General features: G+C 70.3%; 26 protein-coding genes and 1 tRNA gene. 14 read left to right on the top strand and 13 right to left on the bottom strand.

Annotation, left to right across the window (positions count from 1 at the left end; genetic code table 11):
- Positions 1–848 (bottom strand): helix-turn-helix domain-containing protein (locus FFK22_RS13620; RefSeq protein ID WP_143956819.1); only part of this gene is annotated, 848 nt, incomplete at its 3' end.
- Positions 849–977: 129 nt separating this feature from the next.
- Here FFK22_RS13620 and FFK22_RS13615 point away from each other — a divergent pair.
- Positions 978–1,874 (top strand): DMT family transporter, encoded by an 897-nt coding sequence (locus FFK22_RS13615; protein WP_138893126.1) that lies wholly within the window; start codon positions 978–980, stop codon positions 1,872–1,874.
- 3 nt (positions 1,875–1,877) lie between these two features.
- Here the strand turns inward: FFK22_RS13615 and FFK22_RS13610 are convergent, their stop codons facing one another.
- Both FFK22_RS13610 and FFK22_RS42935 read right to left on the bottom strand, forming a co-directional pair.
- The gene (locus tag FFK22_RS13610; protein WP_221938575.1) at positions 1,878–2,309 is read right to left on the bottom strand and encodes a GFA family protein; all 432 of its coding nucleotides are present in this window, start codon (positions 2,307–2,309) and stop codon (positions 1,878–1,880) included.
- Complete coding sequence (locus tag FFK22_RS42935) at positions 2,306–2,470, bottom strand: hypothetical protein (protein ID WP_186002454.1); 165 nt, start codon at positions 2,468–2,470, stop codon at positions 2,306–2,308. The genes FFK22_RS13610 and FFK22_RS42935 overlap by 4 nt, the downstream gene beginning before the upstream one ends.
- Positions 2,471–2,568: 98 nt before the next feature.
- On the opposite strand from FFK22_RS42935, the gene gcvA reads away from it, so the two are divergent.
- The 4 genes from gcvA to FFK22_RS13590 all read left to right on the top strand — a co-directional run bounded on the left by gcvA (position 2,569) and on the right by FFK22_RS13590 (position 6,289).
- Complete coding sequence (gene gcvA, locus FFK22_RS13605; protein ID WP_138893125.1) at positions 2,569–3,495, top strand: transcriptional regulator GcvA; 927 nt, start codon at positions 2,569–2,571, stop codon at positions 3,493–3,495.
- Between the two features lie 246 nt (positions 3,496–3,741).
- Positions 3,742–4,041, top strand: coding sequence for a hypothetical protein (locus FFK22_RS13600; protein WP_138893124.1), 300 nt, complete (start codon positions 3,742–3,744; stop codon positions 4,039–4,041).
- A gap of 26 nt (positions 4,042–4,067) precedes the next feature.
- Positions 4,068–4,982: a hypothetical protein gene (locus FFK22_RS13595; protein WP_138893123.1), complete on the top strand. Its 915-nt coding sequence runs from the start codon at positions 4,068–4,070 to the stop codon at positions 4,980–4,982.
- A 299-nt stretch (positions 4,983–5,281) separates the two neighbouring features.
- Complete coding sequence (locus FFK22_RS13590; RefSeq protein WP_138893122.1) at positions 5,282–6,289, top strand: MerR family transcriptional regulator; 1,008 nt, start codon at positions 5,282–5,284, stop codon at positions 6,287–6,289.
- On the opposite strand, the gene FFK22_RS13585 is transcribed toward FFK22_RS13590, so the two are convergent.
- From FFK22_RS13585 to FFK22_RS13575, 3 genes are all read right to left on the bottom strand, one after another.
- The gene (locus tag FFK22_RS13585; protein ID WP_138893121.1) at positions 6,264–7,244 is read right to left on the bottom strand and encodes a DMT family transporter; all 981 of its coding nucleotides are present in this window, start codon (positions 7,242–7,244) and stop codon (positions 6,264–6,266) included. The genes FFK22_RS13590 and FFK22_RS13585 overlap by 26 nt on opposite strands.
- A gap of 127 nt (positions 7,245–7,371) precedes the next feature.
- Positions 7,372–8,493: a murein transglycosylase A gene (locus FFK22_RS13580; RefSeq protein ID WP_138893120.1), complete on the bottom strand. Its 1,122-nt coding sequence runs from the start codon at positions 8,491–8,493 to the stop codon at positions 7,372–7,374.
- The gene (locus tag FFK22_RS13575; protein ID WP_138893119.1) at positions 8,494–8,697 is read right to left on the bottom strand and encodes a DUF4169 family protein; all 204 of its coding nucleotides are present in this window, start codon (positions 8,695–8,697) and stop codon (positions 8,494–8,496) included.
- A gap of 171 nt (positions 8,698–8,868) precedes the next feature.
- On the opposite strand from FFK22_RS13575, the gene FFK22_RS13570 reads away from it, so the two are divergent.
- Together FFK22_RS13570 and FFK22_RS13565 are read left to right on the top strand one after the other, a co-directional pair.
- A complete protein-coding gene (locus FFK22_RS13570; RefSeq protein WP_186002453.1) occupies positions 8,869–12,012 on the top strand; it encodes an AsmA family protein in 3,144 nt (1,047 codons plus the stop codon).
- Between the two features lie 186 nt (positions 12,013–12,198).
- Positions 12,199–13,023, top strand: a complete 825-nt coding sequence (locus FFK22_RS13565) for a cytochrome c (RefSeq protein WP_221938574.1) — start codon at positions 12,199–12,201, stop codon at positions 13,021–13,023.
- 21 nt (positions 13,024–13,044) lie between these two features.
- Here the strand turns inward: FFK22_RS13565 and FFK22_RS13560 are convergent, their stop codons facing one another.
- Both FFK22_RS13560 and FFK22_RS13555 read right to left on the bottom strand, forming a co-directional pair.
- Positions 13,045–13,995 carry an alpha/beta fold hydrolase gene (locus tag FFK22_RS13560; RefSeq protein WP_186002452.1) on the bottom strand — a complete coding sequence of 317 codons (951 nt, stop codon included), beginning with the start codon at positions 13,993–13,995 and terminating at the stop codon, positions 13,045–13,047.
- Between the two features lie 201 nt (positions 13,996–14,196).
- The gene (locus tag FFK22_RS13555; protein WP_143956818.1) at positions 14,197–14,682 is read right to left on the bottom strand and encodes a hypothetical protein; all 486 of its coding nucleotides are present in this window, start codon (positions 14,680–14,682) and stop codon (positions 14,197–14,199) included.
- A 412-nt stretch (positions 14,683–15,094) separates the two neighbouring features.
- Between FFK22_RS13555 and FFK22_RS13550 the strand changes: the two genes are divergently transcribed.
- Positions 15,095–15,904: a hypothetical protein gene (locus FFK22_RS13550; RefSeq protein ID WP_138888000.1), complete on the top strand. Its 810-nt coding sequence runs from the start codon at positions 15,095–15,097 to the stop codon at positions 15,902–15,904.
- Here FFK22_RS13550 and FFK22_RS13545 read toward each other — a convergent pair.
- Positions 15,882–16,439, bottom strand: coding sequence for a cupin domain-containing protein (locus tag FFK22_RS13545; protein WP_138887999.1), 558 nt, complete (start codon positions 16,437–16,439; stop codon positions 15,882–15,884). The two genes, FFK22_RS13550 and FFK22_RS13545, sit on opposite strands and share 23 nt — an antisense overlap.
- Positions 16,440–16,582: 143 nt before the next feature.
- Between FFK22_RS13545 and FFK22_RS13540 the strand changes: the two genes are divergently transcribed.
- Genes FFK22_RS13540 through FFK22_RS13525 form a run of 4 tightly spaced genes read left to right on the top strand, consistent with a single transcriptional unit; the run spans position 16,583 to position 20,047 of the window.
- Entirely contained in the window at positions 16,583–17,356 is a 774-nt protein-coding gene (locus tag FFK22_RS13540) for an ABC transporter substrate-binding protein (RefSeq protein WP_138887998.1), read from the top strand.
- An 8-nt stretch (positions 17,357–17,364) separates the two neighbouring features.
- Complete coding sequence (locus tag FFK22_RS13535; RefSeq protein WP_138887997.1) at positions 17,365–18,018, top strand: amino acid ABC transporter permease; 654 nt, start codon at positions 17,365–17,367, stop codon at positions 18,016–18,018.
- Positions 18,015–18,746 carry an amino acid ABC transporter ATP-binding protein gene (locus tag FFK22_RS13530; protein ID WP_138887996.1) on the top strand — a complete coding sequence of 244 codons (732 nt, stop codon included), beginning with the start codon at positions 18,015–18,017 and terminating at the stop codon, positions 18,744–18,746. Before FFK22_RS13535 ends, FFK22_RS13530 begins: the two co-directional genes overlap by 4 nt.
- Before the next feature lie 14 nt (positions 18,747–18,760).
- Positions 18,761–20,047 carry an FAD-binding oxidoreductase gene (locus FFK22_RS13525; protein ID WP_138887995.1) on the top strand — a complete coding sequence of 429 codons (1,287 nt, stop codon included), beginning with the start codon at positions 18,761–18,763 and terminating at the stop codon, positions 20,045–20,047.
- On the opposite strand, the gene FFK22_RS13520 is transcribed toward FFK22_RS13525, so the two are convergent.
- Together FFK22_RS13520 and FFK22_RS13515 are read right to left on the bottom strand one after the other, a co-directional pair.
- The gene (locus tag FFK22_RS13520) at positions 20,044–20,919 is read right to left on the bottom strand and encodes an SMP-30/gluconolactonase/LRE family protein (RefSeq protein ID WP_138887994.1); all 876 of its coding nucleotides are present in this window, start codon (positions 20,917–20,919) and stop codon (positions 20,044–20,046) included. The two genes, FFK22_RS13525 and FFK22_RS13520, sit on opposite strands and share 4 nt — an antisense overlap.
- A 62-nt stretch (positions 20,920–20,981) precedes the next feature.
- A complete protein-coding gene (locus FFK22_RS13515) occupies positions 20,982–23,174 on the bottom strand; it encodes a peptidoglycan-binding protein (protein WP_138887993.1) in 2,193 nt (730 codons plus the stop codon).
- 168 nt (positions 23,175–23,342) lie between these two features.
- Between FFK22_RS13515 and FFK22_RS13510 the strand changes: the two genes are divergently transcribed.
- Both FFK22_RS13510 and FFK22_RS13505 read left to right on the top strand, forming a co-directional pair.
- Positions 23,343–23,416, top strand: a tRNA-Gln gene (locus tag FFK22_RS13510).
- A gap of 112 nt (positions 23,417–23,528) precedes the next feature.
- Positions 23,529–23,729: a hypothetical protein gene (locus tag FFK22_RS13505; RefSeq protein ID WP_138887992.1), complete on the top strand. Its 201-nt coding sequence runs from the start codon at positions 23,529–23,531 to the stop codon at positions 23,727–23,729.
- Positions 23,730–23,733: 4 nt separating this feature from the next.
- Here FFK22_RS13505 and FFK22_RS13500 read toward each other — a convergent pair whose 3' ends face one another.
- Entirely contained in the window at positions 23,734–25,863 is a 2,130-nt protein-coding gene (locus FFK22_RS13500) for a CHASE2 domain-containing protein (protein ID WP_138887991.1), read from the bottom strand.
- Positions 25,864–25,867: 4 nt separating this feature from the next.
- On the bottom strand, positions 25,868–26,584 hold the full coding sequence (locus tag FFK22_RS13495) for a Crp/Fnr family transcriptional regulator (protein ID WP_186002451.1): 717 nt from the start codon (positions 26,582–26,584) through the stop codon (positions 25,868–25,870).
- Positions 26,585–26,700: the final 116 nt, after the last annotated feature.

The following is a 26,700-nucleotide window of genomic DNA, read 5'->3' as shown; positions in this document are numbered from 1 at the left end:
GTCAGGTGGCTCGGATGGGTGAAGCCGCAGGCGGCGGCAATCTCGGCCAGCGGCCGGTCGCTCCCGGCCAGCAGCCTGCGGGCGCGGTCCAGTCGCCGGGCCAGCACATAGGCGTGCGGCGGCAGCCCGACCGAGGCGCGGAACATCCGGGCGAAGTGGAACTCCGACTGCCCCGCCGCCGCGGCCAGCCGGCCCAGCGTCAACGGCTCGTCCAGCGCCGCCTCGATCAGCTCCAGCACCCGGCGGCGGATATGCGGCGCCAAGCCGCCGTCGAGGGCGGGTGAGGGGCGGCGGCGCAGCCTGCGGCCGGCCAGATGGGCCAGGAGTTCGTGCCCGCTCTGGGTCGCCGCCAGCCGGGAGGCCGCGTCGCCCCAGTCCAGCCGGATCAGCCCGGCCATCAGCCGGGCCGCATCCGGGTCGTCGAAGAAGGTGTCGTCCGGCAGCGTGGTCTCGCGGATGTCGGCATCATGCGCAGCGGCGCCGGCTGCGGCCAGGGCGCCGCGGTCGAAATAGAAATGCAGGAAGCGCATCGGCCGGGTCAGGATCCAGTGCGATTCATGCTCGGCCGGCAGCAGGCAGAACCGGCCGGGCCCGCCGATCCGCCCGGGAAAGCCGATGCGCCGGGTGCCCTCGCCGCCCTCCAGATACAGGCTCAGCGTGTGGTGGCCGGGGGCGTGGTAGCCGGTGGTGTCATGGGCGTTCCACCACTCGGCCAGGGTGAAGCCGTCGCCGATCTCGACCGTGCGCTCCAGCACCGCGCGCGACGACGCCAGCGCCGCGGCCACGCCATAGCGCGCCGCCAGCCGCTGCAGCGGGGTCTCGTCGATCCTCGGTCCGGGCCGGTTCATGGTGTCGGAACCTTAGTCCCGCGCCCCGCCGCGAGCCAGAGGCCGCGCGGAAACTGCGCAAGGACGTGCAATCCTGGCGCCGCTGGCAGGCGCAGGGTGAGGCCCAGACTCCGGAACCCCCGAACCCCCATGACCGCCGCCCTGTACCTGCTCGTCGTCCTGATCTGGGGCACCACCTGGATCGCCATCCACTACCAGATCGGCCCGGTGCCGGTGGAGCTGTCGATCCTCTACCGCTTCGCCCTGGCCGCCGTGGTGATGTTCGCGCTGGTGCTGGTCACCCGCCGGCGCGAGATCCTGCGCCCGCGCGACCATCTGGTCTGCCTCGGCCAGGGGCTGGCGCTGTTCAGCGGCAATTTCCTGCTGGTCTATCACGCCTCGGCCTATGTCCCGAGCGGCCTAGTGGCCGTCGCCTTTTCCACCGGCAGCGTCTGGACCGCGCTGTTCAGCCGGGTCGCGCTCGGCCAGCCGCTGAAGCCGCGGGTCCTGGCCGGCGGCGCGGTCGGTCTGGCCGGGCTGTGGCTGCTGTTCGGCATCGATCCGGCGCAGCTCGACCTCAAGATGCTCTACGGCCTCGGCCTGGCCCTGGCCGGCACCATGGGCTTCGGCATCGGCAGCGTCTTCGCCGTGGTCCATCGCCGCCGCGGCCTGACCCCCTGGACCACCACCGCCTGGGGCATGATGTACGGCGCGCTGATCCTCTTGGCCGTGACGCTGGTCCAGGGCCTGCCCTGGCGCTTCGATCCGTCGCCGACCTATGTCGGGGCGCTGCTGTACCTCGCCATCCCGGGCTCGGTGATCGCCTTCCTGGCCTATCTGACGCTGGTCGGCCGCATCGGAGCGGACAAGGCGGCGTATTCCAGCGTGCTGTTCCCGCTGGTGGCGCTGAACATTTCGGCCGTGCTGGAGGGCTATGTCTGGACCGCGTCGGCAATGGCCGGGGTGGCGCTGGTGCTGCTCGGCAACGTCCTGGTCTTCGCCCGGCTGCCGGGCCGCCGCAACGGTGCGGCGCCGGCGAAGGCGTAGCGGTCAGATGCCGCTGTCCGGCCCCTCATCCTCATACTGCGGCAGCATCTCGTCGATCGCATGCCAGGGGATGCGGGTGCCGATCCAGGCGTGCTGGCGCGGCCGCAGCGCCGCCGGGTCGTCCAGCGTCGCCAGGGTGATGCCCATGGTCTTGCCCTCGGGCTCGAAGCCCTCGAAGGCCAGCGGCGAGCCGCAACCGGCGCAGAACCAGCGCCGCCCGACCGGCGAGGAGCGGAAGCCGCGCGGCTCGCCCTTCGTCCAATGGAAGCCCGTGAACGGGCCGGTCGCCCAGGCCACGGCCGGGGTGCCGGTGCCCTTCTGGCACATCCGGCAATGGCAATAGTCGACCGAGGCGACCGGTCCGTCGATACGGTAGCGCACGGCGCCGCACAGGCAGCCGCCCTCGAGCGGGAAGGAGGGCGCGCCCTCGGTCACGGCCGGCCGATCACCATCGGCCGCCGCGACGGGCGGCTGCGGCGCCGGCCGATCGGCAGCGGCGGCAGGGTCTCCGCGCGAACCTCCTCCGGCAGAACCGGGGCGCGGCGTGGGGCGGGGGCGAAGACGGTGAGATAGGCGTCGAGCAGACGGTGGAACATGGTCGCCTCCTGGGCATGAGGAGACTCTGCCGCTTCGCCCGACCCGGCACAAACGCCGTTCCCTTGCAGTATCTGTAAGGAAAAGTTACAGATGGCCGATGCGCCCGCTGCCGCCGCTCAACGCCGTCCGCGCCTTCGAGGCCGCCGCCCGCCGCGGCAGCTTCACCGCCGCCGCGGCCGAGCTCGGCGTCAGCCATGCCGCGATCAGCCGCCATGTCCGCGGCCTGGAGGCGCGGCTGGGCGTGCCGCTCTTGCTGCGTGAGGGCCGCGGCCTGGCGCCGACCGAGGCCGGGCGGGCTTTCGCCGCGGTGGTCGCCGACGCCTTCGACCGGCTGTCCCAGGGAATGGTCGCGATCGCCGCCGAAACCGGGCGCGGCCGGCTGCGCCTGTCGGTCGAGCCCGCCTTCGCCGGGCGCTGGCTGGTGCCGCGGCTGGGGAATTTCCGGCAGAGCCATCCCGGCATCGACATCGAGCTTGACCCGACCCTGCGCCTGGCCGATTTCCGCAGCGACCAGACCGACCTGGCGATCCGCTACGGCCGCGGCGGCTGGCCCGGCGTGGCGGCGGAAAGGCTGGTCCGGGTGATGGACTATCCGGTCTGCGCCCCGGCCCTGGCGGCAACGCTCAGGACGCCGACGGATCTGCGCGGCCAGACCCTGCTGCATGACGAAAGCGCCCAGACCTGGTCGTTGTGGCTGGCCGAGGTCGGGGTCGAGGGCATCGACGCCACCCGCGGCCCGCGCTTCCATGACGTGGCGCTGGCGCTGGACGCCGCGATGGCGGGGCAGGGCGTGGCGATGGGCGACGACGTGCTCTGCGCCCGCGACATCGCCGCCGGCCGGCTGGTGCGGCTGTTCGACGTCACGGTGCCGCGCAGCTGGTACTGGCTGGCGATGCCGGAAGACCGCCGCCTCTCCCCCGCCGCCGGCGCCTTCCGCGCCTGGCTGCTGGAGTGCCTGCCACCGGTGGAGGAGGAGGGCGGAGATCGGCCATTTGCGGAAGCCGGGGTGAGCAGGCCCGAATGACCGGTTCATCCCAAGGCTATTCCAACGTCCGCTTAGGGTGTGCCCCGGAGAGTGGTATAGTCGGGCATATTGGGCTGTCAGAAGCCGCAGGTCGTTACTCACCGAGAACAGAGATGATCGACGCCGCAATGGAGGTCCGTGGCTCGGCAATGTGAAGACCGAAATTGGTTCAAGATAAAATACAGATCATAGAATTCTAAATTTTCTGAAACAATGATTGTATAATATTGCATGGGAAGAAGCATCATGATGGCGAATATCATAGAGTATTTATATTCTCTAATGCAGATTTTAGAATTGTTCATAGTTATTTTTGTTCCGGCAATAGCCATATCAATTCCAATATGGTACTTTCTAATATACAGTCTTGAAGAGAGAAAATTAGAGATTGCGAACGAATTTAGTGATGATGCGATTGATCAATATTATCGTTTCATTTATCAAAATAATAGAAATACTGATAAAGGTCGATTAAGAAAGACATTTGAAAATCATATTATAAAAGATTTGGAAAACAAAAATACGCAGTTCCCTATTTGCTTCTGATTTCGTTAATTATAATTATATCCATCATGATTGCCCTGTCAGCAACTTCTTGCCTGATTGCAGACCCATTAAGTCAATACCTGCGCCCCTGGCCGGATCTCGCGGCGCTGATTTCTAATTTAATCACAGGTCCATCAAGTCAATACATACTACCTTGGCCAGCTCTTGCGGCCTTGTCGGGCGCATATGTCTGGCTTTTGAATGACTTTATTGCGAAGGCGCGATATCGGGATGTCGCGCCATCTGATCTTCTTTGGGGGGCAGCCCGGCTGGTTGCGTGCGTGCCGTTGGGCTATGCCGTTGGGGTAATAGCAAATAAAGAAATAATGCCGTTCCTGGCTTTTGGTCTCGGCGCATTTCCGACCGACATGATGGCCAAGCTAATTCGTCGCATTGTGGAAAGCCAATTGAAGATCGATAAATCTGATGAAGGAGCATTGGATCCAATATCGCAGTTGCAAGGGATGCAACGGCCGATTGTCGAGCGATTTAACAGTGAGGGGATATTTAGCGTAACAAAATTGGCATACTCAGATCCGGTTCTGTTGGCGATGCGAACGAGCTATTCTTTTAATTTTGTCGTAGACTGTGTGAGCCAGTCGCTCGTTTGGATATATCTTGAGACCCGGACGGCGGTAATTCGGCAATTTAGCCTACGGGGCGCATACGAAATTTGGGAATTTGTAAAAGAGCTTGATAGTACCAATATTGTAACAAAAAGCAAGGCAAATAAAAGATTGGAGGCAATCGCGAAAGCAACCCAGATTGATATCGTTTTGCTCGAATTTAGTTTACGCAAAATCTCCGATGACGAATATACAATATTCATCAGAAAGATATGGACATCTGTTTTCAAGGAAGAAGTTGAGATAAAAGCGGACATCGCGCCGCCTCGCGGCCAGCTTGATAGCTGGGCTCACTACCGCGAGCCGGATTTGTGACATTCTACACTGCCGGCCCGAGCTATCGATCCGTCATTGCGAGTTTAGCACCGGCCGGAGGCCGACCCGCCCTTGATGTAACGAGCCGCCTGAGCGGTCAGTTACTTGTTAGTCCTGAAGGGGCGTGGCAATCCGCGGATCGCGCTGCCGGACCGCCACGTCCTTCGTCTCGGGTCGGGGTACTCGCGATGCCGGAATTCACCGTGCTGGCCGGGCCATGCCGCAGCGCCAATCCCTGTTGACCCGGCCCCTGGGACCGCTCCGATAAGAGGGGCGGTCAACCCGCAACGAGGTGAGTCGTGACGACCCGGTTCCTGAACGCCTCCGAAGCCGCCCGCCGGCTCGGCGTGTCCACCAAGGCCCTCCGGCTCTATGAGCAGCGCGGCCTGCTCGCCCCGGTGCGCAGCGCCGCCGGCTGGCGCGCCTACGGCCCCGACGAGATGCGCCGCGCCGGCGAGATCGCCGCCCTGCGCGCGCTCGGCCTCAGCCTGGCCCAGGTGGCGCGGGTGCTGCAGGGCGATCCGCAGGGGCTGGAGCCGGCACTGGCGGCGCATCAGGCGGCGCTGGAAGGCCGGCTGCGCCAGCTCGCCGGCGCGATCGAGCGGGTCCATGGCCTGCGCGACGACCTCGCCCGCGGCCGGGCGCCGACCGCCGGGGAACTGGCGAACCTGCTGTCGCCCTCCGGGTCCGGCATCGCCTTCGACCTGCCCTGGCCCTGGGGCGGCGAGCGGTTCGAGCTCGGACCGGTGCGGCCGCTGACCTACATCATCGGCCCGCTCGGCAGCGGCAAGACGCGGCTGGCGCTGCGCCTGGCCGAAACCCTGCCCGGCGCCATCTTCCTCGGCCTCGACCGGCTGGACGATGGCGGGGCCGCGGCCAAGTCCCGGCTGGACGCCGATCCGGATCTCCGTGCCCGAATCGACCGGGCCCTGGCCTGGCTGGCCGAGGACGGCGCCACGGCCTCGGATGCGCTGGTCGCCCTGCTGGCCGGGCTGGAGGCCGAGGGGCCGGTGGTGGTCGACATGGTCGAACAGGCGCTGGACCGGGCGACGCAGGAGGCGCTGATCGCCCATCTGCGCCGCCGCGGCCCCGATAGCCGCCCGCTGTTCCTGATGACCCGCTCCTGCGCCATCCTGGACCTGGCGGCGGTCGGCCCGGACGAGGCGATCCTGCTCTGCCCGGCCAATCACAGCCCGCCGGCCTATGTCGCGCCCTGGCCCGGCGCGCCCGGCTACGAGGCCGTCGCCACCTGCCTGGCCACGCCCGCGGTGCGCGAACGGCTCAGCCGTGGTCCGGCGACGTCCTGATCGGCGAAGACACCGAGGCGACGGTGGCGGCCGGGGTCGCGCCCTGTGCCACCGGCGCCTGGCGCACCGTCTCGCGGTGCAGGATGTAGAGGCCGCTGGCGATGACGATGCCGCAGCCGACCAGCATGGTCGGGTCCGGCACGTCGCGCCACAGCAGGTAGCCGGAGACCACGCCCCAGATCATCTGGCTGTACTGGAACGGCGCCACCACCGCGGCCGGCGCCTGGCGATAGGCGTTGGTGACGAACAGATAGGCGGTGCCGCCCAGCACGCCGCCGATGGCGATCGCCAGCAGGTCGCGCAGCTCCGGCATCACCCCGCCGAAGGCCAGCATCATCAGGCCGGTGACGATGGCGGTGGTCGAATTGGCGTAGAAGCCGAAGGAGATCCGGTTCTCGCTGGCGATGAAGCGGCGCAACAGCAGGAAGCCGACCGCGTTGACGATGGCGGAGAACAGCGCGCCCAGCACCGCCGGGTTGGCCATGCCGGCGCCCGGCCGCAGCATCACCATGACGCCGATAAAGCCGACCCCGACCGCGGTCCAGCGCCGCCAGCCGACGGATTCGCCGAGGATCGGCACCGACAGCGCGGTGATCAAGAGCGGCGCGCAGAACAGCACGGCGTAGACGTCGGCGATCGGCATCTCGGCATAGGCGTGGAAGCAGGTGAAAGACCCCGCCAGCCCCATCGCCGACCGGGCGATGTGCAGCCACGGCCGCCGGGTCCGCATCTGGCCGACGCCGCCGGTCAGCTGGGCATAGGCCAGCATCGGCAGGAGGCCGAAGGCGGAGTTGAAGAAGATCACCTGGTACAGCGGGAAGCCCGCCGACACCCATTTCACCGCAGTGTCCATGCAGGTGTAGAGGGCGAAGCCGAGACAGGCGAAGCCGATGCCCGCGGCGACGGAGGCGCGGGGCTGGGCGAGCGTGAGGGTCATGGTGGCGGCGGCCGGCATAGGACGGCCTCGGGGCCGCGATCCTTACCTTACGTCGGCCGAATCGGCGGCGCCATTGCGCGCCTTGCATCGCCTGCCTTCGATTCGTGCAGGACTGGATGCCTGAATTTCGCCGTTGTTGCCCGCCTCAGCGGCCGGCGGTCAAGCCCAGCGTCGCCCGCGGCACCAGCATATAGGCCCGGCCCTCGGCGTTCATGGCGCTGGCCATGTCGCCGGCGGCGTGGCCCTCGCCCCAGTACAGGTCGCCGCGGATCGGGCCGCGGATGGCGCCGCCGATGTCCTGGGCCAGCACCAGCCGGCGCAATGTCCGGTTCGGCACCGTCGGGTCGTCCTCGATGTCGAGCCAGACCGGCGTGCCCAGCGAGATGTAGTCGCGGTCGACCGCCAGGCTGCGCCCCGCCGTCAGCGGCACGTCATGCGCCCCGATCACGTCCTCGGCCGTCTTTTCGCGGAAATAGACGTAGCTCGGATTCTGATTCATCAGCCACTGCGCCCGGTCGGGGTTGGCGATCATCCAGTTGCGGATATAGCCCATCGACATCTCGTCCAGCGTGGCGATGCCGGCATCGACCAGCACCCGGCCGACCGCCTTGTAGCGCTGGCCGTTCTGGCCGTCGAACTTCAGGCCGATGACGCTGCCGTCGTCCAGCCGGACCTTGCCGGAGCCCTGGATCTCCAGGAAGAAGGCGTCGATCGGGTCGTCGACCCAGGCGATCTCGTAACCGCGCCCTTCCAGCGCGCCGCGGGCGATCTCGGCCCGGCTCTTGCGGCGGTCTCGGGCGTTGGACGGGGTGCTGTACAGCGGCGTCTGGTAGGCGCCGCGGCGCACCCGGCTGCCGTTCAGCTCGGGTGCGAAATAGCCGGTGAAGCGGCCGAACTGGCCGTTGTCGAAGCCGGCCAGGGCGACCGGGGTGAACCAGGTCTCGAAGAACTGCCGGGCCTGGGCCTCGTCGCGGCCGCCCAGGCGGTGGGCGGCGTCGCAGATCGGCACCCAGTCCTCGACCGGCCCGTCGATGCCGTTGTAGTTCAGCCGCGTCCCCGGCGACTTGCCGGCATAGACGCTGCAGGTGTTCCACACCGCCGGCAGGGCGGCGGCGACGCCGTCCTCCCGCCAGCCCGGCAGGTGCTGGAAATCGGTGGCCACGCCGCCGGTGCCGCCGCCCTTGGGCGGCCGGGCGGGGCCGGCGCAGCCGGCCAGTATCAGCCCGAGCAATGCAGCCAGGACCGCGACGCGCGAGACGGAGCGCATCTAGGCAGCGCCTCCGTCCGGATCCTCATCCTCGTCGATGCGGTGGCCGTCGTGCCGGCGGGTCTCGCGCTCCGCCGCGTCGGCATCCTGCCGCTTCTCCGCCCCGGTGCGGCCGAAGCGGGCGCGGTTCTCCTGCGCCTGCGCCTCTTTCCCGGCGCGGGCCCTGGCCTTGCGCGCCTGCCGCAGATTGATCACCTCGCCCATCGTCCGCATCCCTCCGTGCGGTCGAGACTAACCGAAACCGCGGTGGCGCATAAGGCCACTGTGGCGCAATTGCACCGGCCTTGTGTCTCAATACTGATTTGTATTGTGATTCCGGCACTCTATTTCCGATCATGCGCCGGAGTCGCAACCTCGGACGACGCCTGCAGCGCCGTGAAAAAGCTCGCTTTCGGTCTCCTCATCCTCCTCGTCCTGCTGGTCGCCGCGGTGCTCGTGGTGCCCGGGCAGCTCGACTGGACGCCCTATCGCGCCCGCATCGCCCAGGAGATCGGCGGCCTGACCGGCCGTGCCGTCACCATCGACGGGCCGGTCTCGTTCGAGATGCTGCCGATGCCGCGCCTCGTGGCCGGCGACGTCCGCGTCGCCAGCGTGCCGGGGGCCACCGTGCCGGACCTGCTGGCCGCGAACGGCGTCGACCTCCGGGTCGCGTTCCTGCCGCTGCTGCTCGGCCGCATCGAGGTGGTGGGCGTTTCCTTCGACCAGCCGAGCGTGGCCCTGGAGACGCTGCCGGACGGCCGGCGCTCCTGGGACGGGCTGGGCGAGGGCATCGGCCGCCGGCTCGATTCCGTCCGCGCCGCGATCCGCCAGGGCTCGATCCTGTGGCTCGACCGCCGCAGCGGCCGCCAGCTCGAGGTCGAGACGGCGGATGTCCGGCTCAGCGCGCCGGGCCAGGGCGGGCCGGTCTCGATCAGCGGCGCCGGCGTCCTCGCCGGCGTGCCGATGACGCTCGACCTGGCAGTGCAGCCGCGCTCGCCGCTCGGCGCCCTGCCTTTGACGGCGACGGTCGGGCTCGATTCCACCGAGGCGCGGTTCGGCGGCCTGCTGCAGCCCGCCGGCGGGCTGCAGGGCGACCTGTCGGTGGTCGGCAAGGATCTCGACGCCAGCCTGGCGCGGATCGGCGTCAAGCTGCCGGCATCGGCGTCCCGGCCCGGCGTCTTCGCCCTGCGCGCCACGGTGCAGGCCCGGGCCGACGAGGCCGGGGCCGAGCGGGTCGAGCTGACCGACCTGACCGTCGATCTCGGCGACATGCGCGGCGCCGGCGGCGTCGCCGTCACCCTGGCCGCGGTGCCGCGGGTCGAGGCGACGCTCGGCTTCAACCGTCTGGCCCTGGCCGACTGGGCAGGCGATGGCGCCGACCCGGCGACTCTGGCCGGGCGCCTGGCCGCGGCGCTGTCGCGCAAGGCGACGCTGCCGGTGGCCGGCACGCTCGACCTCTCGGTCGCGGCTTTGGCGGTGCGCGACGGGCTGGTGCGCGACCTGCGGCTGCAGGCGACGCTGGATCCCGCCCGGATCGGCCTGACCCGCCTCGCCTTCGGCCTGCCCGGCGGCGCCTCGGCCGCGGCCTCCGGCGCCATCCGGCTCGATGGCGACCGGCCGGCGGCGGAGCAGCTCTCGGTCCAGCTCGCGGCCGAGGACCTGCGCGGCGCGCTCGACTGGGCCGATATCGATCCCGGCGCGGTCCCGGCGACGGCGCTGCGCCGCGGCCGGATCGCCGGCATGCTGAACGGCGACATCGCCAATCTGCGGGTGTCCGGCCTCGACGCCGATCTCGACGGCAATCGGCTTTCTGGCGCCCTGACCTATGTCGGCGGCGACCGGCCGGGCCTCGGCGCCCGGCTGACCCTCAGCCGGCTCGACATCGACGCCTACCGCCCCGCCGGCGCGCCGCCGCTTTCCGCCCTGCTGCGATCCGACCCCGCGCTGCGCGACCGGGTCCTGGCGGCGCTGACCGGGGCCGACGTCAATCTCGACGCCACGGTCGATGCCGTCGCAGTCGACGGTGCCGCCTTCACCGGGCTGCGGCTTGAGGCGACCCTGGCCCAGGGCGCGCTCACCCTCCACAGCGGCCGCGTCGAAGGGCCGGGCGGGGCGGGGCTTAGCCTGAACGGCGCTATCGGCCAGCTCGCCGGCCTCGGCGACATCGATCTGCAGGCGACGCTCGACGCCCAGGACCCCGCGGCGCTGCTGCGCGCGCTCGGCCTGCACGGGGCGGTGCCGACGCCGCCCGCCGGTCCGCTCAAGGCCTCGCTGCGGCTGCGCGGCGACCCCGCGGCGCTGTCGGTCGACGGCACGGTCGACGCGCTCGGCGGCACGGTGGCGCTCGGCGGCAGCCTGTCCGACGCGGCGACGGCGCCGCATGTCGCTCTCGGCCTGCGCCTGACCCATCCGGACCTGCCGGGGCTGCTGCAGCGGGTCGACGAAGGCGGGCTGGCGGCACCCGATCTCGGCGGCGTCGACCTCTATGCCGATGCCGACTGGGCCCGCGGCCGGCTGCGCCTCGACAAGCTGCAGGGCACGGTCGGCCCGGTGTCGCTGGGCGGCACGGTCGAGCTCGACGCCGGCGGGGCCCGGCCGCGCCTCGCCGTGTCGCTGCGGACGACGGCGCTGCCGCTCGACCGGCTGCTGGCCGGGCTGGCCCCGTCCGGCGGCGCCGCGGGCCAATGGCCGGCGCGGCCCTTCGACCTCGGCGGCCTGGCCCGGATCGACGGCAATCTCGATCTCGACGCCGCGGCGGTCTCGCTCGCCGGCTGGACGCTCGACCAGGCGGAGCTGCATGCGCGGCTCGACCAGGCCGGGCTCAATCTCGACCGGCTCTCGGCCGGCGTGGCCGGCGGCCGGCTCGGCCTGAACGGCCGGATCGACTGGGGCGACGCCCAGGCGCCGCGCTGGTCCGGCCATGCCGATCTGGTCGATGCCGATCTCGCCGCCATCCTGCGCCTGTCGGCCGGGCCGCAGGGCCTGGCCGGCCGGCTCGATCTCGGCCTCGACGCCTCCGCGGCCGGCAACAGCGTCGCCGGCCTGGTCTACGGGCTGGACGGCAAGGGGCTGGTGGCGGTGCGCGACGCCGCGTTGTCCGGCATCGACCTCGCCGCGGCCGGGCGGCTGCTGGCCGATCCGGGGCTGCCCGGCGCCTTCCTCGAAGGGCTGCGCGCCGCCTTCGCCGGCGGCAGCACCGCGGTGCCGGCGATCAACGCCACCTTCGCCATCGCCGACGGCATTGCGACCTCGACCGATCTGCGCCTGGCCACCGACACGGCGGTCGGTACCGGCGGCTTCACCCTCGACCTGCCGCGCTGGCGGCTCGACCTCGGCCTCGATGTTGGCTTCCGCGCCCATCCCGACGTGCCGGCGGTGGGGCTGCGCTTCGACGGCACCCCCTCGGCCCCGGTGCGGCGGTTGGAGACCAAGGCGCTGGAGGACTGGGCCGCCGCCCGCGCCGCCATCCGCCCGACCGAGCCGACGCCGGAGGCTCCGGCGGCCCCGGACGCGCCGGCCGAGCCGCCACCGGGCCCCTGAGCAGACAGCCGCCCCGCTGGCCTTCCATCCCGCGGGGTTGTTGCATCCGTAGCCAGACCAGGTCCGCTCCGTCATCGAACCGCAATGCCGCGGATGTAGACGGGATGGCCGCGACCGTGCGGTCAACGGACAGGTTGGTGCATGAAGAGCCGATCCGGGTTAGCCGCCGTCTCCTTGGCGGCTCATTTGCTCGCCGTCATGGCCGGGCTGGCCGCCGCCGAGACGCCGGTCGAGCGCGGCGGATATCTGGTGAACGGCATTGGCAGCTGCGGCAACTGCCATTCGCCGCAGGAGCCGGACGGGACGCTGGCGGGGCCGGCGCTCTCCGGTGGCGGCCCTCTCATCGGCCGGCAGTTCACCGCCTACCCGCCGAACCTGACTCCGGACCCGGTCACGGGGCTCGGCACCTGGACCGAGGATCAGATCGTCACCGCGCTTCGCGAAGGACGGACACCCGACGGCAGCGTCCTGCGGCCGCCGATGCCGATCGCCTTCTATCGCGGCATCTCGGACCGCGATGCCCATGCGATCGCCGCTTATCTGCGGTCGCTGGCGCCGGTCCGGAATGCGGTGCCGGCCGCCCACTATGACCAGGCGACCCCCGCCGGCTATGGCGGGCCGGTCGGAACCGTGCCGGATCCGGACCCTGCCGATCGTGTCGCCTATGGCCGCTACCTGGCGCAGATGGGGCATTGCATGCTGTGCCACAGCCCGCGGGACTCGAGCGGACGCCCGGATCTCAGCAGGATGGGGGCCGGCGGCGTCGTGCTGGACAGCGTTCGCGGAGAGATCGCGACCCCGAACATCACCCCCGATCCCAAGACCGGGATCGGCGCATGGACCGACCAGCAGATCAGGGATGCGCTGACCAAAGGCGTCCGGCCGGACGGCTCGCGCCTGGCGGCGCCGATGCCCTGGCCCTACCTGGCCACCATGCGCGGTGACGATATCGACGCGATCGTGGCCTATCTCCGCACCCTCAAGCCGATTGCCGGGCAGGGGGCGGGATAGGTAGGCTCGGCGAAGCCGCGTCTACCGGATGGAAGACCGAGCCTCCGCTATGGCCTGTTTCGGGTCCTGCAGATGTGGATAGTGACCAATTCCGGGAAGAAGCGTGATCCCGGTATTCGCTTTCCTGGCGAACTCGACGCCCATCGCCTTGTTGATGTAGAGATCGCTCTCGCCCCACACCACTCTCACTGAACTCTTCAGCCGGGCCAGGTTGTCCTCAAGATAATCCTGATCGCGCGTGAAGTGGGAGTAGTAGTGGTAAAAGGCGTCCGCCGACGTCATCCCGCCATGGTTCCAGCCTTGGGCCATGTCGTCCTTGAAGGCCGGGGAAATCTCGAACTGCGCTTCCTGGGGCAGGCCCCTCCTGAAGGCGTTCTCGAGAATCTCGTCGCGGGTCTTGTTCATATTCGCACGGGTCTGATCCGCCGTCTGCGGCGACTTCAGGTTCTGCAGGCTTTCGTACATGTATTGCGGCCGGTTGAAGGGCGCGAAGTCTCCTACGATGATCGCTCTGGCGATGTCGGGTTCTTCCAGAGCCAGAAGGAGGGCCGGCAGCGCTCCGATATCCGTCGCGTAGATCGTGAGCTTCGATCGGTCGATTGCCGCGGCGCGTATGTAATCCTTCAGGACGCGCGCATAGTCGCGGGGCGCATAGGGGAACTTGTCGGCCGCCGGCCTTGATGAAAGGCCATAGCCGGGCCAGTCGAAGGCATGGACCTCGACATCATCGGCGAGCGCCAGGGCGATGTCCTGCCACGCATAAAGCGTCTCCGGAAAGCCGTGCAGGAAGAGGACCACCCCTTTGGACTCCGGACTGCGGACCACCATCCGTCTGAGGGTGATATCCGGATCGATCGCAACGAAGCCGATCTCGGCCTTCGGCTTTTCCGCTTTGGCAGACCCGGCCGAAAGCGGCGACATCGAAGATCCAGACGCCGACGCACTCAGGTTTTGAACCAACGGTGTCGACATGTGTCTCGTCCTCTGGTTCCGGCTCATGGAGTGGGCCGGTCACCCGGGAGGCTGTCGGCCATGCAGGCCATCCGCGCCACGGACGGCTTGCGGGAAAGGCGTCGCGAAGACGATCGATGGCCGATCGATGCCTGCCGGAGCGCAGTGGCGCGAACTCAGCCTGATCCTGGCGGCGCTTACGCCGGCGCCGGCATGAAACGATCACGCGCCGCGAGAGCTCTTCTTCCCTGAGCTCTTTGCCGGACCCGCGGCCTTCGCAGCCGGCCTCTTGGCGGGCGTCTTCGACTTAGCCGGCACCGTAGCGAGCGTGCTGACCGCCTGGGTGGTGGCACGGGTCTTGGGAGCGCTCTTCTTCTCTGGGCTCTCTGCCGGACCGGTGGCTTTTGCAGCGGGTTTCTTGGCGGGCGTCTTCGACTTGGCCGGCACCGAAGCGAGGGTGCTGACCGCCTGGGTGGTGGCGCGGGCCTTGGGAGCGCTCTTCTTCTCTGGGCTCTCTGCCGGACCGGTGGCTTTTGCAGCGGGTTTCTTTGCGATCTTCTTGGAGGTGGATGGTTTCGAAGAAAGCGTTCTGACCGCTTGCGCCGTCGCGAGGGTCTTGGGAGCTTTCATTTTTTCTGAGCTCTTGGTCGCGCCGGCGGTGTCAGCGGAACCCTTCTTCGAGGACGAGGTCTCCTTACTCTTGGCCATGATCGCTCCCCTTTGGTCCGGCCCGTCTTCTCATAGGAATTTCGGGCAATGCGCGCCGAAAGGCTGCTGTTCTTTCGCTCTCGAACAAGTAAACTAATGGAGTGCGGTTGCGAGAGCAACCAATACGCATTTGTTCCGAAGGTTTCCTGTCTTTTTGATCGGGAACGTGTCGGCATCTAGTTCGTGGATTTTGGTTCGCGGCGGGAAGCCGACGCCAGTTCGGCGAAACCGCAGAGTGTCGGGTTCGTCCGAGGCGAGCCGACCGACGCAGCCTCCCGGGTCGTCAAGTAAACACAATGTTCATTGCGCGACGGGCACCAATTCGTTCATGATATGTTCCATGAAAACAAACGCGGACTCCGACCGCGACATCCAGGCCTACTGCCGCAGCCTCGCGCTGCAGCAGGTCCAGATGCTCACGCGCCTGGCCGAGATCGCCATGCAGCTGGCCGAGGCCGAAGGCGTCCGCGCCGTCGCCGCCCAGGCTCGCGCCGCGGCACCCAAGGCCGGCGAGGCCACGGTTCAGGCTGCGAGGGCCGAAGCGCAGGAGGCCGGCCGGGCCTTCAGCCGCTTCTCGAACTCGGTGCAGCGCTCCCTGGCCCAGCGCGCCCGTGCCGCTGGCGACCTCTGCGCCCGCGACAAGGCCGACCGGCGAGCCCGCCGCGCCCGCCAGCGCAACCATGTCACCGACGCCCTCCACGCCCTGATCTGGGCCCCGGACCTGTCGACCGAGGAGCACGACAAGGCCGAGGAGCGCACCAACGACCTGCAAGAGCGGCTCAACGCGCTCTATGCCGACGAGGACGACCGGGTCGAGGACCGGCCGGTCGGCGCGGTTATCGCCGGCCTGGCCTGCAGCCTCGAACTCTCCGACGAATGGCGCCGCCGGGCCTCGGACTGGTCGGACCCGCCATGCCCGCCGCCGCCGGCACCGCGGCCCGATTGCAGGAGCCCGATGTCCCGGCGATGCTCGACGCCGAGCCCCCGATGCGGGTCGCCGAACGCCTCTGCCGATCGCTCGGCCTCGAACCCTATCCCCACCTCGACTGGGCCGACAAACCCGACACCGGGTAACCGGCGCTCTTTCCCCTGCCAAAAATCGTCATCCCCGCGAAAGCGGGATCTCGACACAGCCTCACCGGCAGGAGATTCCCGCTTTCGCGGGAATGACGAGAGGGTGGTCATGCCGGCGGCCCAGGTCACCGCCCGATCACGCAGTTGATCCACAGCACCACGGCCTGGGACTCGGCCGAGGGGTTGGCGAAACGGTGCGGCCGGCGGCTGGCGAAGCGGAAGCCGTCGCCGGCCTGCAGCGTCCAGCTCTCCGCATCCACCGTCAGCGCCATCCCGCCCTCCAGCACCGTGCCGGCCTCCTCGCCGGCATGGGTGTAGAACTCGTCGCCGGTGCTGGCGCCGGGCTCCATCGTCACCAGGAACAGGCTCAGGCCGCCGTCGCCGGACGGGCTCAGCAGCTGCTTGGTGATGCCGGAGCGCCACAGGTTCAGCCCCGGCCGCTCGGCCCGGCGCATCACCACCGTGCCTTCGGCCGGCGCCGGGCCGAACAGCCCGGCCAGCCCGACGCCGAGCACGTCGCCGAGGGCGGTCAGCACCTTCAGCGACGGCGAGGACAGGCCGCGCTCGACCTGGCTGACGAAGCCGATCGACAGGCCGGATCGCGTGGCGACCGTCTCCAGCGACAGCCCCCGGTCATGGCGCAGCGCCCGGATGCGGGCGCCCACGGTCAGGTCGATGCTCATGCGGGATCCGATTTCATATAGGTGAAAATCGCTTGCCAAACCCGCCCGATTATGCCGATTTCATATCGGTGAAACCACTTCGGTGTACCAGAACACCGGCCGGCCGCGGAACGGCCGGATCCAATCCAACACAGGGGCAGGCGATGCGGATCAGGACGCTCATCCAGGCTGCGGCGGCCGTGGCGGCGCTCGCGGCGGCGATGCCGGCGGCGGCTCCGGCGGCGGCGGAGGTGCTGAAGGTCGGGTCGACCCCGACCGGCGTACCCTTCACCTTCCTCGACACCAAGACCAACACCATCCAGGGCATCATGGTCGACCTGATCGGGGCGGTCGGGAAGGAGGCCGGCTTCGAGGTGCAGATCGAGCCGATGGCGTTCTCGACCCTGATCGCGTCGCTGACCTCGAACAAGATCGACCTGATCGCGGCGGCGATGTTCATCAGCCCGAAGCGGCAGGAGGTGATCGACTTCTCCGCCCCGATCTACACCTATGGCGAAGGGCTGATCGTCCCCAAGGACGACACCAGGGACTACGCCACGCTGGCCGACCTAAAGGGCCTGACGGTCGGGGCCCAGGTCGGCACCACCTTCGTCGACGCGCTGCAGGCCAGCGGCCTGTTCGCCGAGGTCAAGGCCTACGACACCATCCCCGACATCCTGCGCGACGTGAATGCCGGGCGGATCGCGGCCGGCTTCGCCGACTATCCGATCCTGGCCTACAACCTGAAGGACGGCGCCATTCCCGGCGTCCGGCTGGTCGAGAGCTACAAGCCGACCTCGATCGGCTCGGTCGGCATCGGCCTGCGCAAGGGTGACCAGGCGCTGCGCGACAAGGTCGACGCCGCGCTCGCCAAGCTCAAGGCCGACGGCAGCATCGACCGCATCCTCGGCAAATGGGGGGTGAAGCCGGCCTCCTGAGCCTGACGATGCAGAGCTTCCTCCGCGACGCCGCCGAGTTCCTGCCGATCCTGCTGCAGGGCGTCGGGCTGACGCTGCTGGTCACGGTCGGCGCGCTGGTGCTGTCGACCCTGCTCGGGCTGGTCTGGGCCATCATGCGGGTCTCCGGCATCGGCCTGCTGTCGGGGTTCAGCGCCACCCTGGTCAACGTGATCCGCGGCATCCCGATCATCGTCCAGCTGTTCTATCTCTACTTCGTGATGCCGGATCTCGGCGTGTCGCTGACCGCGCTGCAGGCCGCGATCATCGGCCTCGGCGTCGCCTATTCGGCCTATCAGGCGGAAAATTTCCGCGCCGGCATCCAGGCGATCGACAAGGGCCAGATCGAGGCGGCGCAGTCGATCGGCATGGGGTGGTGGCTGACCATGCGCCGGGTGATCCTGCCGCAGGCGGTGCACATCGTGCTGCCGCCCTACGGCAACATCATGATCATGATGCTGAAGGACTCGTCGCAGGCCTCGACCATCACGGTCGCGGAGCTGGCGCTGCAGGGCAAGCTGATCGCCTCGGCTTCGTTCAAGAACACCAGCGTCTTCACCCTGGTGGCGCTGATGTACCTGGCGATGAGCATCCCGCTGATCCTGCTGGTGCGGCACTTCGAGAAGAAGGCGGGCAAGCCGTGATCGAGCTCAAGGGCGTCCGCAAGCGGTTTGGTGCAGTCGAGGTGCTGAAGGGCATCGACACCTCGGTGGCCAAGGGCGAGGTGGTCTGCGTCATCGGCCCCTCCGGCTCCGGCAAATCGACCATCCTGCGCTGCATCAACGGGCTGGAGACGTACGAGGCCGGCGAGATCACGGTCGAGGGCCGGCGGGTCGACCGGTCTGCGCGGTCGATCGTCGAGATTCGCACCCGGGTCTCGATGGTGTTCCAGCGCTTCAACCTGTTCCCGCACCGCACGGTGCTGGAGAACGTGATCGAAGGCCCGGTCTTCGTGAAGCGGCAGCCGCGGGCCGAGGCGGCGGAGCGTGGCCGGGCGCTGCTGGCCCGGGTCGGCCTGGCCGACAAGGCCGAGGCCAGGCCGTCCCAGTTGTCCGGCGGGCAGCAGCAGCGCGTCGCCATCGCCCGGGCCCTGGCGATGCAGCCGCAGGCGATCCTGTTCGACGAGCCGACCTCGGCCCTCGACCCCGAGCTGGTGGGCGAGGTGCTGGCGGTGATGCGCGGACTGGCCGAGGACGGCATGACCATGGTCGTGGTCACCCATGAGATGGGCTTCGCCCGCGAGGTCGCCGACCGGGTGCTGTTCATCGACGGCGGCGTGATCGTCGAGCAGGGGCCGGCGAAGACGGTGCTGACCCAGCCGAGCCATCCGCGTACCCAGGACTTCCTGCGCCGGGTGCTCCACCCGCTCTGACATCGAGGCGAGACGTGGCCGATTTCTTTCCGCTCGAACCCTCGCTCTGGGCCGCCACCGCGGCGCCCGCGCCCGAGACGCCGCCGCTCGACACGTCGCTCACGGCGGATGTCGCCATCATCGGCGGCGGCTATGCCGGGCTGTCGGCGGCGCTGCACCTGGCCGAGCACGGCGTGCAGCCGGTGGTGCTGGAAGCGAAGCAGATCGGCTTCGGCGGCTCCGGCCGCAACGGCGGCCAGGTCATCCCGGGGCTGAAGCACGATCCGGACGCGCTGGTTGCGATGTTCGGGGCCGAGCGCGGCGGCCGGCTGGCCGAGTTCGGCGGCGGCACGGCCGACTTGGTGTTCGGCCTGATCGAACGCCACGGCATGGATGTGCCGCACCGGCGCGCCGGCTGGATCCAGGGCGCCCATTCGCCCGAGGGCCTGGCCGAGGGCGAGGCGCGGGCGGCGCAATGGGCCCGCCTGGGGGCGCCGGTGCGGCCGCTGGACAGGGCGGCGATCGGGCAGGCGTTGGGCACCGACCGCTATCTCGGCGGCTGGCTCGACGAGCGGGGCGGCGGCATCCAGCCGCTCGACTACGCCCGCGGCCTGGCCCGGGCGGCGCTCAAGGCCGGGGCCGCGATCCACACCGGCAGGCCGGTCACCGCGCTCGACCGGGCGGAGGGGCGCTGGAGGCTGCGCACGGCCGGCGGCGCCACGGTGACCGCCGATCGCGTCCTGCTCTGCACCAACGGCTACACCCGCGGGCTGTGGCCGCGGCTGGAGCAGACCATCATCGCCGCCAACTCCTTCCAGGTGGCGACCCGGCCGCTGACCGACCGCGAGCGCGAGACGGTGCTGCCCGGCGGCCAAGTCAGCTCCGACACCCGCAAGCTCTTGCTCTACTTCCGGCTCGACCATCAGGGCCGGCTGCTGATGGGCGGACGCGGCCCGTTCCGCGAACCGAAGGGCGCCTCCGACTGGGCGCATCTCGAGCGTGTCGTCGGCAAGCTGTTCCCGCAGCTCGCCGGCATCGCCTTCGAGCATCGCTGGTGCGGCCGGGTCGCGGTCACGCGGGACTACCTGCCGCATCTGCACGAGCCGGCGCCGGGCCTCTTGGTCGACATCGGCTGCCAGGGCCGCGGCGTCGGGCTGCAGACGGCGATGGGCCGGGCGATGGCCGAGTACGTCGCCACCGGCGACGCAGAGGCGCTGCCGCTGCCGCCCGTGCCGATCCAACCATTGCCGCTGCACGCCCTGCACCGGCTCTACGTCTCCGCCGTCATCACCTGGTACCGGATGAACGACGGGGGGCTTTAGCCCGCGAAGTGGCTGCCCGGCAGGCCGCGGCCGGCGTCCTCGATCGCGAACAGCCCTCCCGCCAGCGGGTGCTGGCGCAGCGCCGCCTCCGACATCCCGGTCCGGGCGGTGGTGACATAGAGCGTGGTCAGGCCGGGGCCGCCGAAGGTGCAGCTGGTGACATGCGGCGCCGGGATGGCGATGGCGCGGTCCAGCGTGCCGTCGGGGTGGAAGCGGCTGACCCGCGACCCGCCCCAGTGCGCCACCCACAGATGGCCGTCGCGGTCGACCGTCATGCCGTCCGGCACGCCGTCATCCTCGGCGAAGATCACGAAGGGCCGGCGGTTGGAGATCGCGCCGCCGGTCAGGTCGAGGTCGTAGGCGTAGACGACCCGCCGGTCCGAATCCGCCTCGTACAGGATCCCGCCGTCGGGCGAGAAGGCGGGGCCGTTGGTGACGATGTAGCCGTCATCCATGCGGTGCCAGCGATGGTCGGGATCGAGGCGATAGAAGGCACCGGTCGGCTCGGTGCAGCCGAACTCCACGGTCCCGGCCCACAGCCGGCCCATCGGGTCGACCTTGCCGTCGTTGAAGCGGTTGCCGGGTCGGTCCGGCTCCGGATTGCCGATCGGGGTGACCCGGCCCTCGGGCAGGTCGACCAGGTGGAAGCCGCTGCGCAGCCCAGCCACCAGCCCGCCGCGCCGGCGCGGCGCGATGAAGCCGATCGGCTCCGGCATCGGCCACTCCGCCTGCGCCCCGGTCGCCGGGTCGAGGCGCAGGACCCGCGGCTGCAGGATATCGACCCAGTACAGCGCCTGCTCCTCGGCCAGCCACAGCGCCCCTTCGCCCAGCGTCGTCCCGGCCGCCCAGATGCACACCGCGTCCTGACCCATCGCCTTGCCTTCCCGCTTCGTGCCCGGCCGAATCGCCCGGCCGTCTCCGATGGCGATTGTTGTCAGAAATGCCCCGGGGTCCAGTCCGGCGTCTCGGCCCCGGCCGCGCTGCGCAGCGCCTCCAGCAGCGCCGGCGATGGCCGGTTGGTGACCGGCAGCTTCCGCTGCCGCTGGAAGGCGCCGATGGCGTTCCGGGTCTTACCGCCGAGCTGTCCGTCCGCCGGGCCGGCATCGAAGTTCATCATCGTCAGCAACTGCTGGATCTCCCGGACCTGCGCGTCGCCCGCCGGCTGGCCCTCCGCGGCGGCCGGCGCGGCCGGGGCCGCAGGAGCGACAGGGGCAGCCGTCGCGGGGGCCGTGGCGACCTGCCGCGGCGGCTGTGCCGGTTGCGCGAGCATGCTGCGCCGAGGCGGCGAGCCGGGGGCCCTGGCCGAATCCTCGGGGGTCGTCGACGCCTCCGCGGCGGGCGCTACCGGCTCCGGCCGGGGCTGCCGGGCGGTGGACGGCGGCGAGCCCGGAGCCCGGCCTTCCGGCGCGGCCGATTGCTCCGCTGCCGGTGGCTCCACTGGCGTTGCCGCGGCGGTCTGCTCCGCCGCGGCCGTCCCGGTCGTTCCCGGCGCGGTCGGGCGGCGGCCCGGCACCGGGGTGGCGGGAGCCGCATCTGCCGCCGCCGTCGCCCCGGCCGGCTGGGTCGTGACGGGGGCCGTACTCTCGGGCGCGGCCGCCGGCGCCGTCGCGGTCTCAACCGCCGGGGCCGCGGCCGGCTCGGCCGGCGGCGTCGGGCGCTGGCCGGGGATCGGGGGCTGGATCGGGGCCTCGGCGATGGCCGCCGGCGGCGCCTCCGCTGGTGCGCTTGCTGCCGCTTCCGGCGGGGTGAGCTGGGACGCCAACGCTCCCAGGGCCTGGTCGGCGCTGGCGTCGGCGGGGGAGGGCTCGGCCAGCGCCGCGACCGTCGCGTCCGGATCCAGGGTGACGAAGCCGTTGCGCGGGGCGGCGTCCTGCAGTCGGGCCAGCGCCGTCTTGGCGTCGGAGCTGCCGGCATCGGCGGCGACCCGGTACCAGCCGGCGGCGGTGCGCGGGTCGGGGGCGCCGACCGCGCCGGTCTCGTACAGCCGGCCCATGTTGTAGGCGCCGCGCGGATTGCCGTTGGCGCTGGCCTGGCGGAACCATTTCAGCGCCTCGGCCGGGTCGCGGGTGACGCCGCTGCCGTTGAGATAGGCCAGGCCGAGCGCGTTCTGCGAGTCGGGGTGGCCGGCCTCGGCCGCCTTGCGGAAATAGGTCGTTGCCGTCACCGAATCCTGCGCCATGCCGAGGCCCCGCTCCAGCAGCACGCCGAGATTGTAGGCGGCGTTGGTGACGCCGTGGTCGGCGGCCTTGCGATACCAGTAGGCGGCCCGCTCGAAGCTGCGCGGCACTTGTAGGCCGAGGGCGTAGAAGGTGCCGAGATCGTGCTCGGCGTCGGGAGAGCCCGCGATTGCCCGGCGGGCCAGGGCGCGCAGCTCGGCCGAGGCATCATTGGGCAGCGGTGCCTGCGCCGCCGGATTGTCGGACGTGGCGGCCTGGTCCGGCGATGCCGCGGGCGCGGCCGGGGGCTGGCTCTCCGCAGCCGGCGGTGTCGCGGCCAAATCGGCCTGCGGCGCGGGGGCAGTGCCTGATCCGGTGTCCGGCGGAGCCGCCGCCGGGGCCGCCTGCGGTTCCGAAGCCGGCGTCGTCGGGGCGTCTGCGTCGGGCTGCGCAGCCGCTGCCACCGGTGTCTCGGCCTGCGGCGACGGCGGCGTTGCCGCCGGGGCTGTGGGTTCCGGAGCGGTCGTCGTGCCGATCTGTGCCATGGTCGCCGGTTCCGCCGACGGCGATGCCGGGGCGGGAGCGGCGGTTTCGGGTGGTATCGCCGCGGCGGGAAGGATCGGGGCGGGGGAAGCGGTCGGCGCGGGGGCAGGGTTCGGGCTGGCTGCGGTCGGCGCCGGCGTTACTGCCGGTGCGGATGACGGTTCACGTGCCGCCGGCTCGCGCGAGCCGAAGCCCATCAGAGCGATGCCGCCAACGCCGAGAACGGCGATCAGCGCCGCCGCGACCCAGCCGAACAGCCCGCCGCGACGCGGCTGCGCCGCCGCCGTCTCGGCCAGCCGCTCGTGCAGCGTGTCGATCTCGCCGCGGGCGTTGCGCAACTCCTGCTGCAGTTGCATCACGCTGTCGTTCAACGCGTTGAGCCGAGCCTCGTCTTGTGTCTCGGGCGCGGTCTGCGCCGGAAACTGCAAGGAGTCGTCCTGGGGCCGTTCGCCGCTCATGCCGTGACCTGCCTCGACCGTTAGCCGTGATCCGCGCTGCCCCCGCATACGCGATTAGTCTTCTATTATGCCGGAACCGGGGCGACAACGCGCGGTTGCGATGCTGCAACGGCTGAGCTATCTATCCCGCCCGTCGATTGGGGCGTAGCCAAGCGGTAAGGCAGCGGGTTTTGGTCCCGCCATCCTAGGTTCGAATCCTAGCGCCCCAGCCAGCCTCCTCTCAATTCCGATCCGCAGCATACGCCGCTTGCGACGTTTGCGCCTGCCTCCGTCCGCGCGGGAACCGGCGGGGCTGCCCGATCGTTTCTGGATCAGGAGGTACGGATGATGCTCGCGGCTCTCATCGGCGGTCTCGTTCTCGCCCTCTTATACGGTCTCGCCCTGTGTCGTGCCGCCCGGCAGGACGACGACATGGAGCAGCCGACCCAGATCTCGTATCGCTGGGTGGCCCAACCGCCGCGCTGGACGGTGTGGGCGCCGACCCGGCAGACGGTCGACATCCGCTTGCCGCGCCGCCGCCGCTGATCTTTCAGTCAATCCCGATCAGGTCGTCCTTGGCGCCTTCGGACAGGCGCCTTGTGTGCAGTCGTGCCAGCGGATCCTCCGGATGGTCCGCCGTCAGCATCGCGAACAGCACTGCGGCCCCGGCCTCACCCCGGCGCAGCGCCGCAAAGGCCGCGGCATAGGCCTCGGCGGGGGCGGGGCACAGCTCGTCCGGGATCACCGCTTCGACCGGGGCGCCGACGCCGCGCAGCAGCAGCCTCCCGATCGGCCGGAACTGCCGGTCCGGGCAAGCCTTGGCCGTGGCGGCGGAAACACAGAGCGGCGTGCCCAGCGCCTTGTTGGCGTTCTCGAGCCGCGCCGTCAGGTTCACCGCATCGCTGTAGGCGGTGTAGTCGAAATGGTGGCGGCTGCCGAAATTGCCGACCACGGAGCCGCCGGTGGCGACGCCGATCCGGGTCCGGCCGAAGGGCATGCCCTCGGCCCGGCGGGCGGCAGCGAAGCCGGTGGCGAAGCGGTGGATCGCCAGGGCGCAGGCGACGGCACGCTCGGCATGGTCGGGCTGGTCCAGCGGCGCGCCGAACATCGCGTGCAGCGCGTCGCCCACCATCTTGTCGATGGTGCCGCCGGCCTCCAAGACACAGCCGCAGATGCCGTCGAAATAAGCGTTCAGCGTCGCCACAAGCCGGTCCGGCGGCACCGTCTCGCTCAGGCTGGTGAAGCCGGCGATGTCGGTGAAGATGAACGACATCTGCCGCCATTCGCCGCCCAGCCGCAGTTGCTCCGGACGCTCCACCAGCCGCGCCACCAGGGCGGGGGCGAGATATTGCGCAAAGGCCGCGCGGATGGCGCGGCGGTCGCGCTCGACCCGCCATTGCGCCGTTGCCGCGACCGCGCCATGGGTCAGCAGCAGGCCGAGCGTCGGCAGGGTCGGGTCGAGCAGCAACCCGGCCTGCCGATAGGCCAGGAAGGCCCCGGCGGCGATCGGCACGATGGCCAGCACAACGAGCCCGCCCGAGACGATCGCCGGCAGCCGCCGCCAGGACGCGATCAAAGCGAGGCCGAGCACCAGCAGCAGGCCGATCTCGAGCGCCATGGCCCAGGCCGGCCGGGTCAGGTGGTGGCCGAGCAGGATCTGCTCCAGCGCCTCGGCATGGGCGGTGACCCCGGCGATGCGGTCGCGCAGCGGCGTCAGCATGGTGTCGCCGAAGCCGGTGGCGGTGACGCCGATCAGCGCGATCCGCCCGCGCAGCGCCGCCGCCAGCTCGGAGTCCGGAGTGGCGGCGTCGAGCACCCGCCACGCCGCCATCTGGCGGGCCGGCGTGTCCGGCGAGAATTGCAGCCAGAACTGGCCGTCCGGTGCCACCGGCAGGATCACCTCGCCGATCCGGATCGCGTCCAACCCCGGGCCGTCGGGCGCGGCCCGCAGCGTCACGGTGCCGGCGCCCTGGGCGACCCGCAGCGCCTCGACCGCGAGCGACGGGATCAGGGCGTCGCCGAGCCGGGCCACGGCGGGCAGTCGCCGCAGCACCTCATCGCGGCCGAACGGCGCGCCGATGCTGCCATTGCCCGCGGCCGCAGCCTCGAATTCCGGCAGGCTGGGCACCGCCGAGGCGAGATGGTCCAGCCGCTGTCGCGCCGGCCCGATCTCGGCGAAGCCGGCCTTGATCAGCGGCGCCCGGCCCGGATCCTCGGCCGGGGCGAAGGCGACCACGCTGGGGACGTGGCCGAGCGCCGCGGCGAGGTCGCGATCGGGGTCCGGCAGATCCTTGGTCAACGCCGCCAGCACGGCCGGGTCGGCGCGGCCGGCCAGCAGTTCGCCGATCCGCGCCGGCGCGCCGCGGTCCGGCTCGGCCAGGACAAGGTCGAGCACGACCGTCGCTGCCCCGGCCTGCGCCAGCCGGTCGACCAGCCGGGCCAGGCGGTCGCGCGGCCAGGGCCACTGCCCGAGCCGGCGCAGCGATTCGTCATCGATCGCGACCACGCGGACCGGCACGTCGGGGTCGTAGGCGCGCGGCGCCAGCCGCTGCAGCAGGTCGAAGCCCTGCAGCCGCAGCGCCGCCATCGGTGCCGGGTCGGCCAGGCGCAGCGCCACCAGCGCGGCCAGGACCAGGAGCCCGGGCAGGATCGGGCCGAAGCGGCGCCACAGGCGGTGCATCGGGTCAGGGCGCCCCGGCGTCGGCGATGTCGGCGAGCCCGTCCGTGTCGCAGATCACCAGCGCCCCTTCCTGGCGCCGCAGCAACCCTTCGGCCGACCAGCGGCCGAGCTGCAGGTTGACCTTCTCGCGGCTGGCGCCGATCAGCTGGCCGAGGTCGCGCTGCGACAGGGCCAGCGGCAGCAGCACCTCGCCCTCCGCGTTCTGCCGGGCGCCATGGGTATCGCTCAGCGTCAGCAGCAGCCGAGCCAGCCGCGACGGCAGGGTCATCAGGGCCACGCCCTCGAGCTGGTCGCTGGTGCGCCGCAGCCGGGTCGACAGCAGTTCCAGGAGCCGGATGCAGGCCTCGGGCGAATCCTGCAGCACCGGCAGCATGTCGCGGCGGTCCAGGCTCAGCAGTCGGCACGGGCCGAAGGCTACGGCATCGGCGCTGCGGCCGCGACCGTCCAGGAGCGACATCTCGCCGAAGATCTCGCCCGGTTCGAGGATGGCGAGCAGGATCTCGCGCCCCTGCGGCGAGGTCAGGCGCAGTGCCACCCGGCCGGACGCCACGATCATCAGGCTGGTGCTCTCGTCGCCACGCAGGAAGATGGTGTCGCCGTCCTCGTGGCTGCGCTCGTTCAGGCGCGCGGCCAGGGCGTCGCGCTGGGCCGGCGGGAAGGCGGCGAAGAACGGGGTCTCGGACAGAAGGCGACGCTTCTCCGCCGGCGAAACGCTGGCCACTGACACTCTCCTGCCTGGACTACGCTAAGATAGGAGTTGTCTTCCGCCACGGGAAGGCCCGGTCGCGCTGCGCAATGACCCAGGTAACACCGGCCGGTCCCGTCCCGAACCATGAT

This window comes from Mycobacterium sp. KBS0706 (assembly GCF_005938675.2).
Lineage (GTDB): Bacteria > Pseudomonadota > Alphaproteobacteria > DSM-16000 > Inquilinaceae > Inquilinus.
Note: the sequence above shows the minus strand (reverse complement) of the source record. Positions and strands in the feature narration are given on the sequence as shown.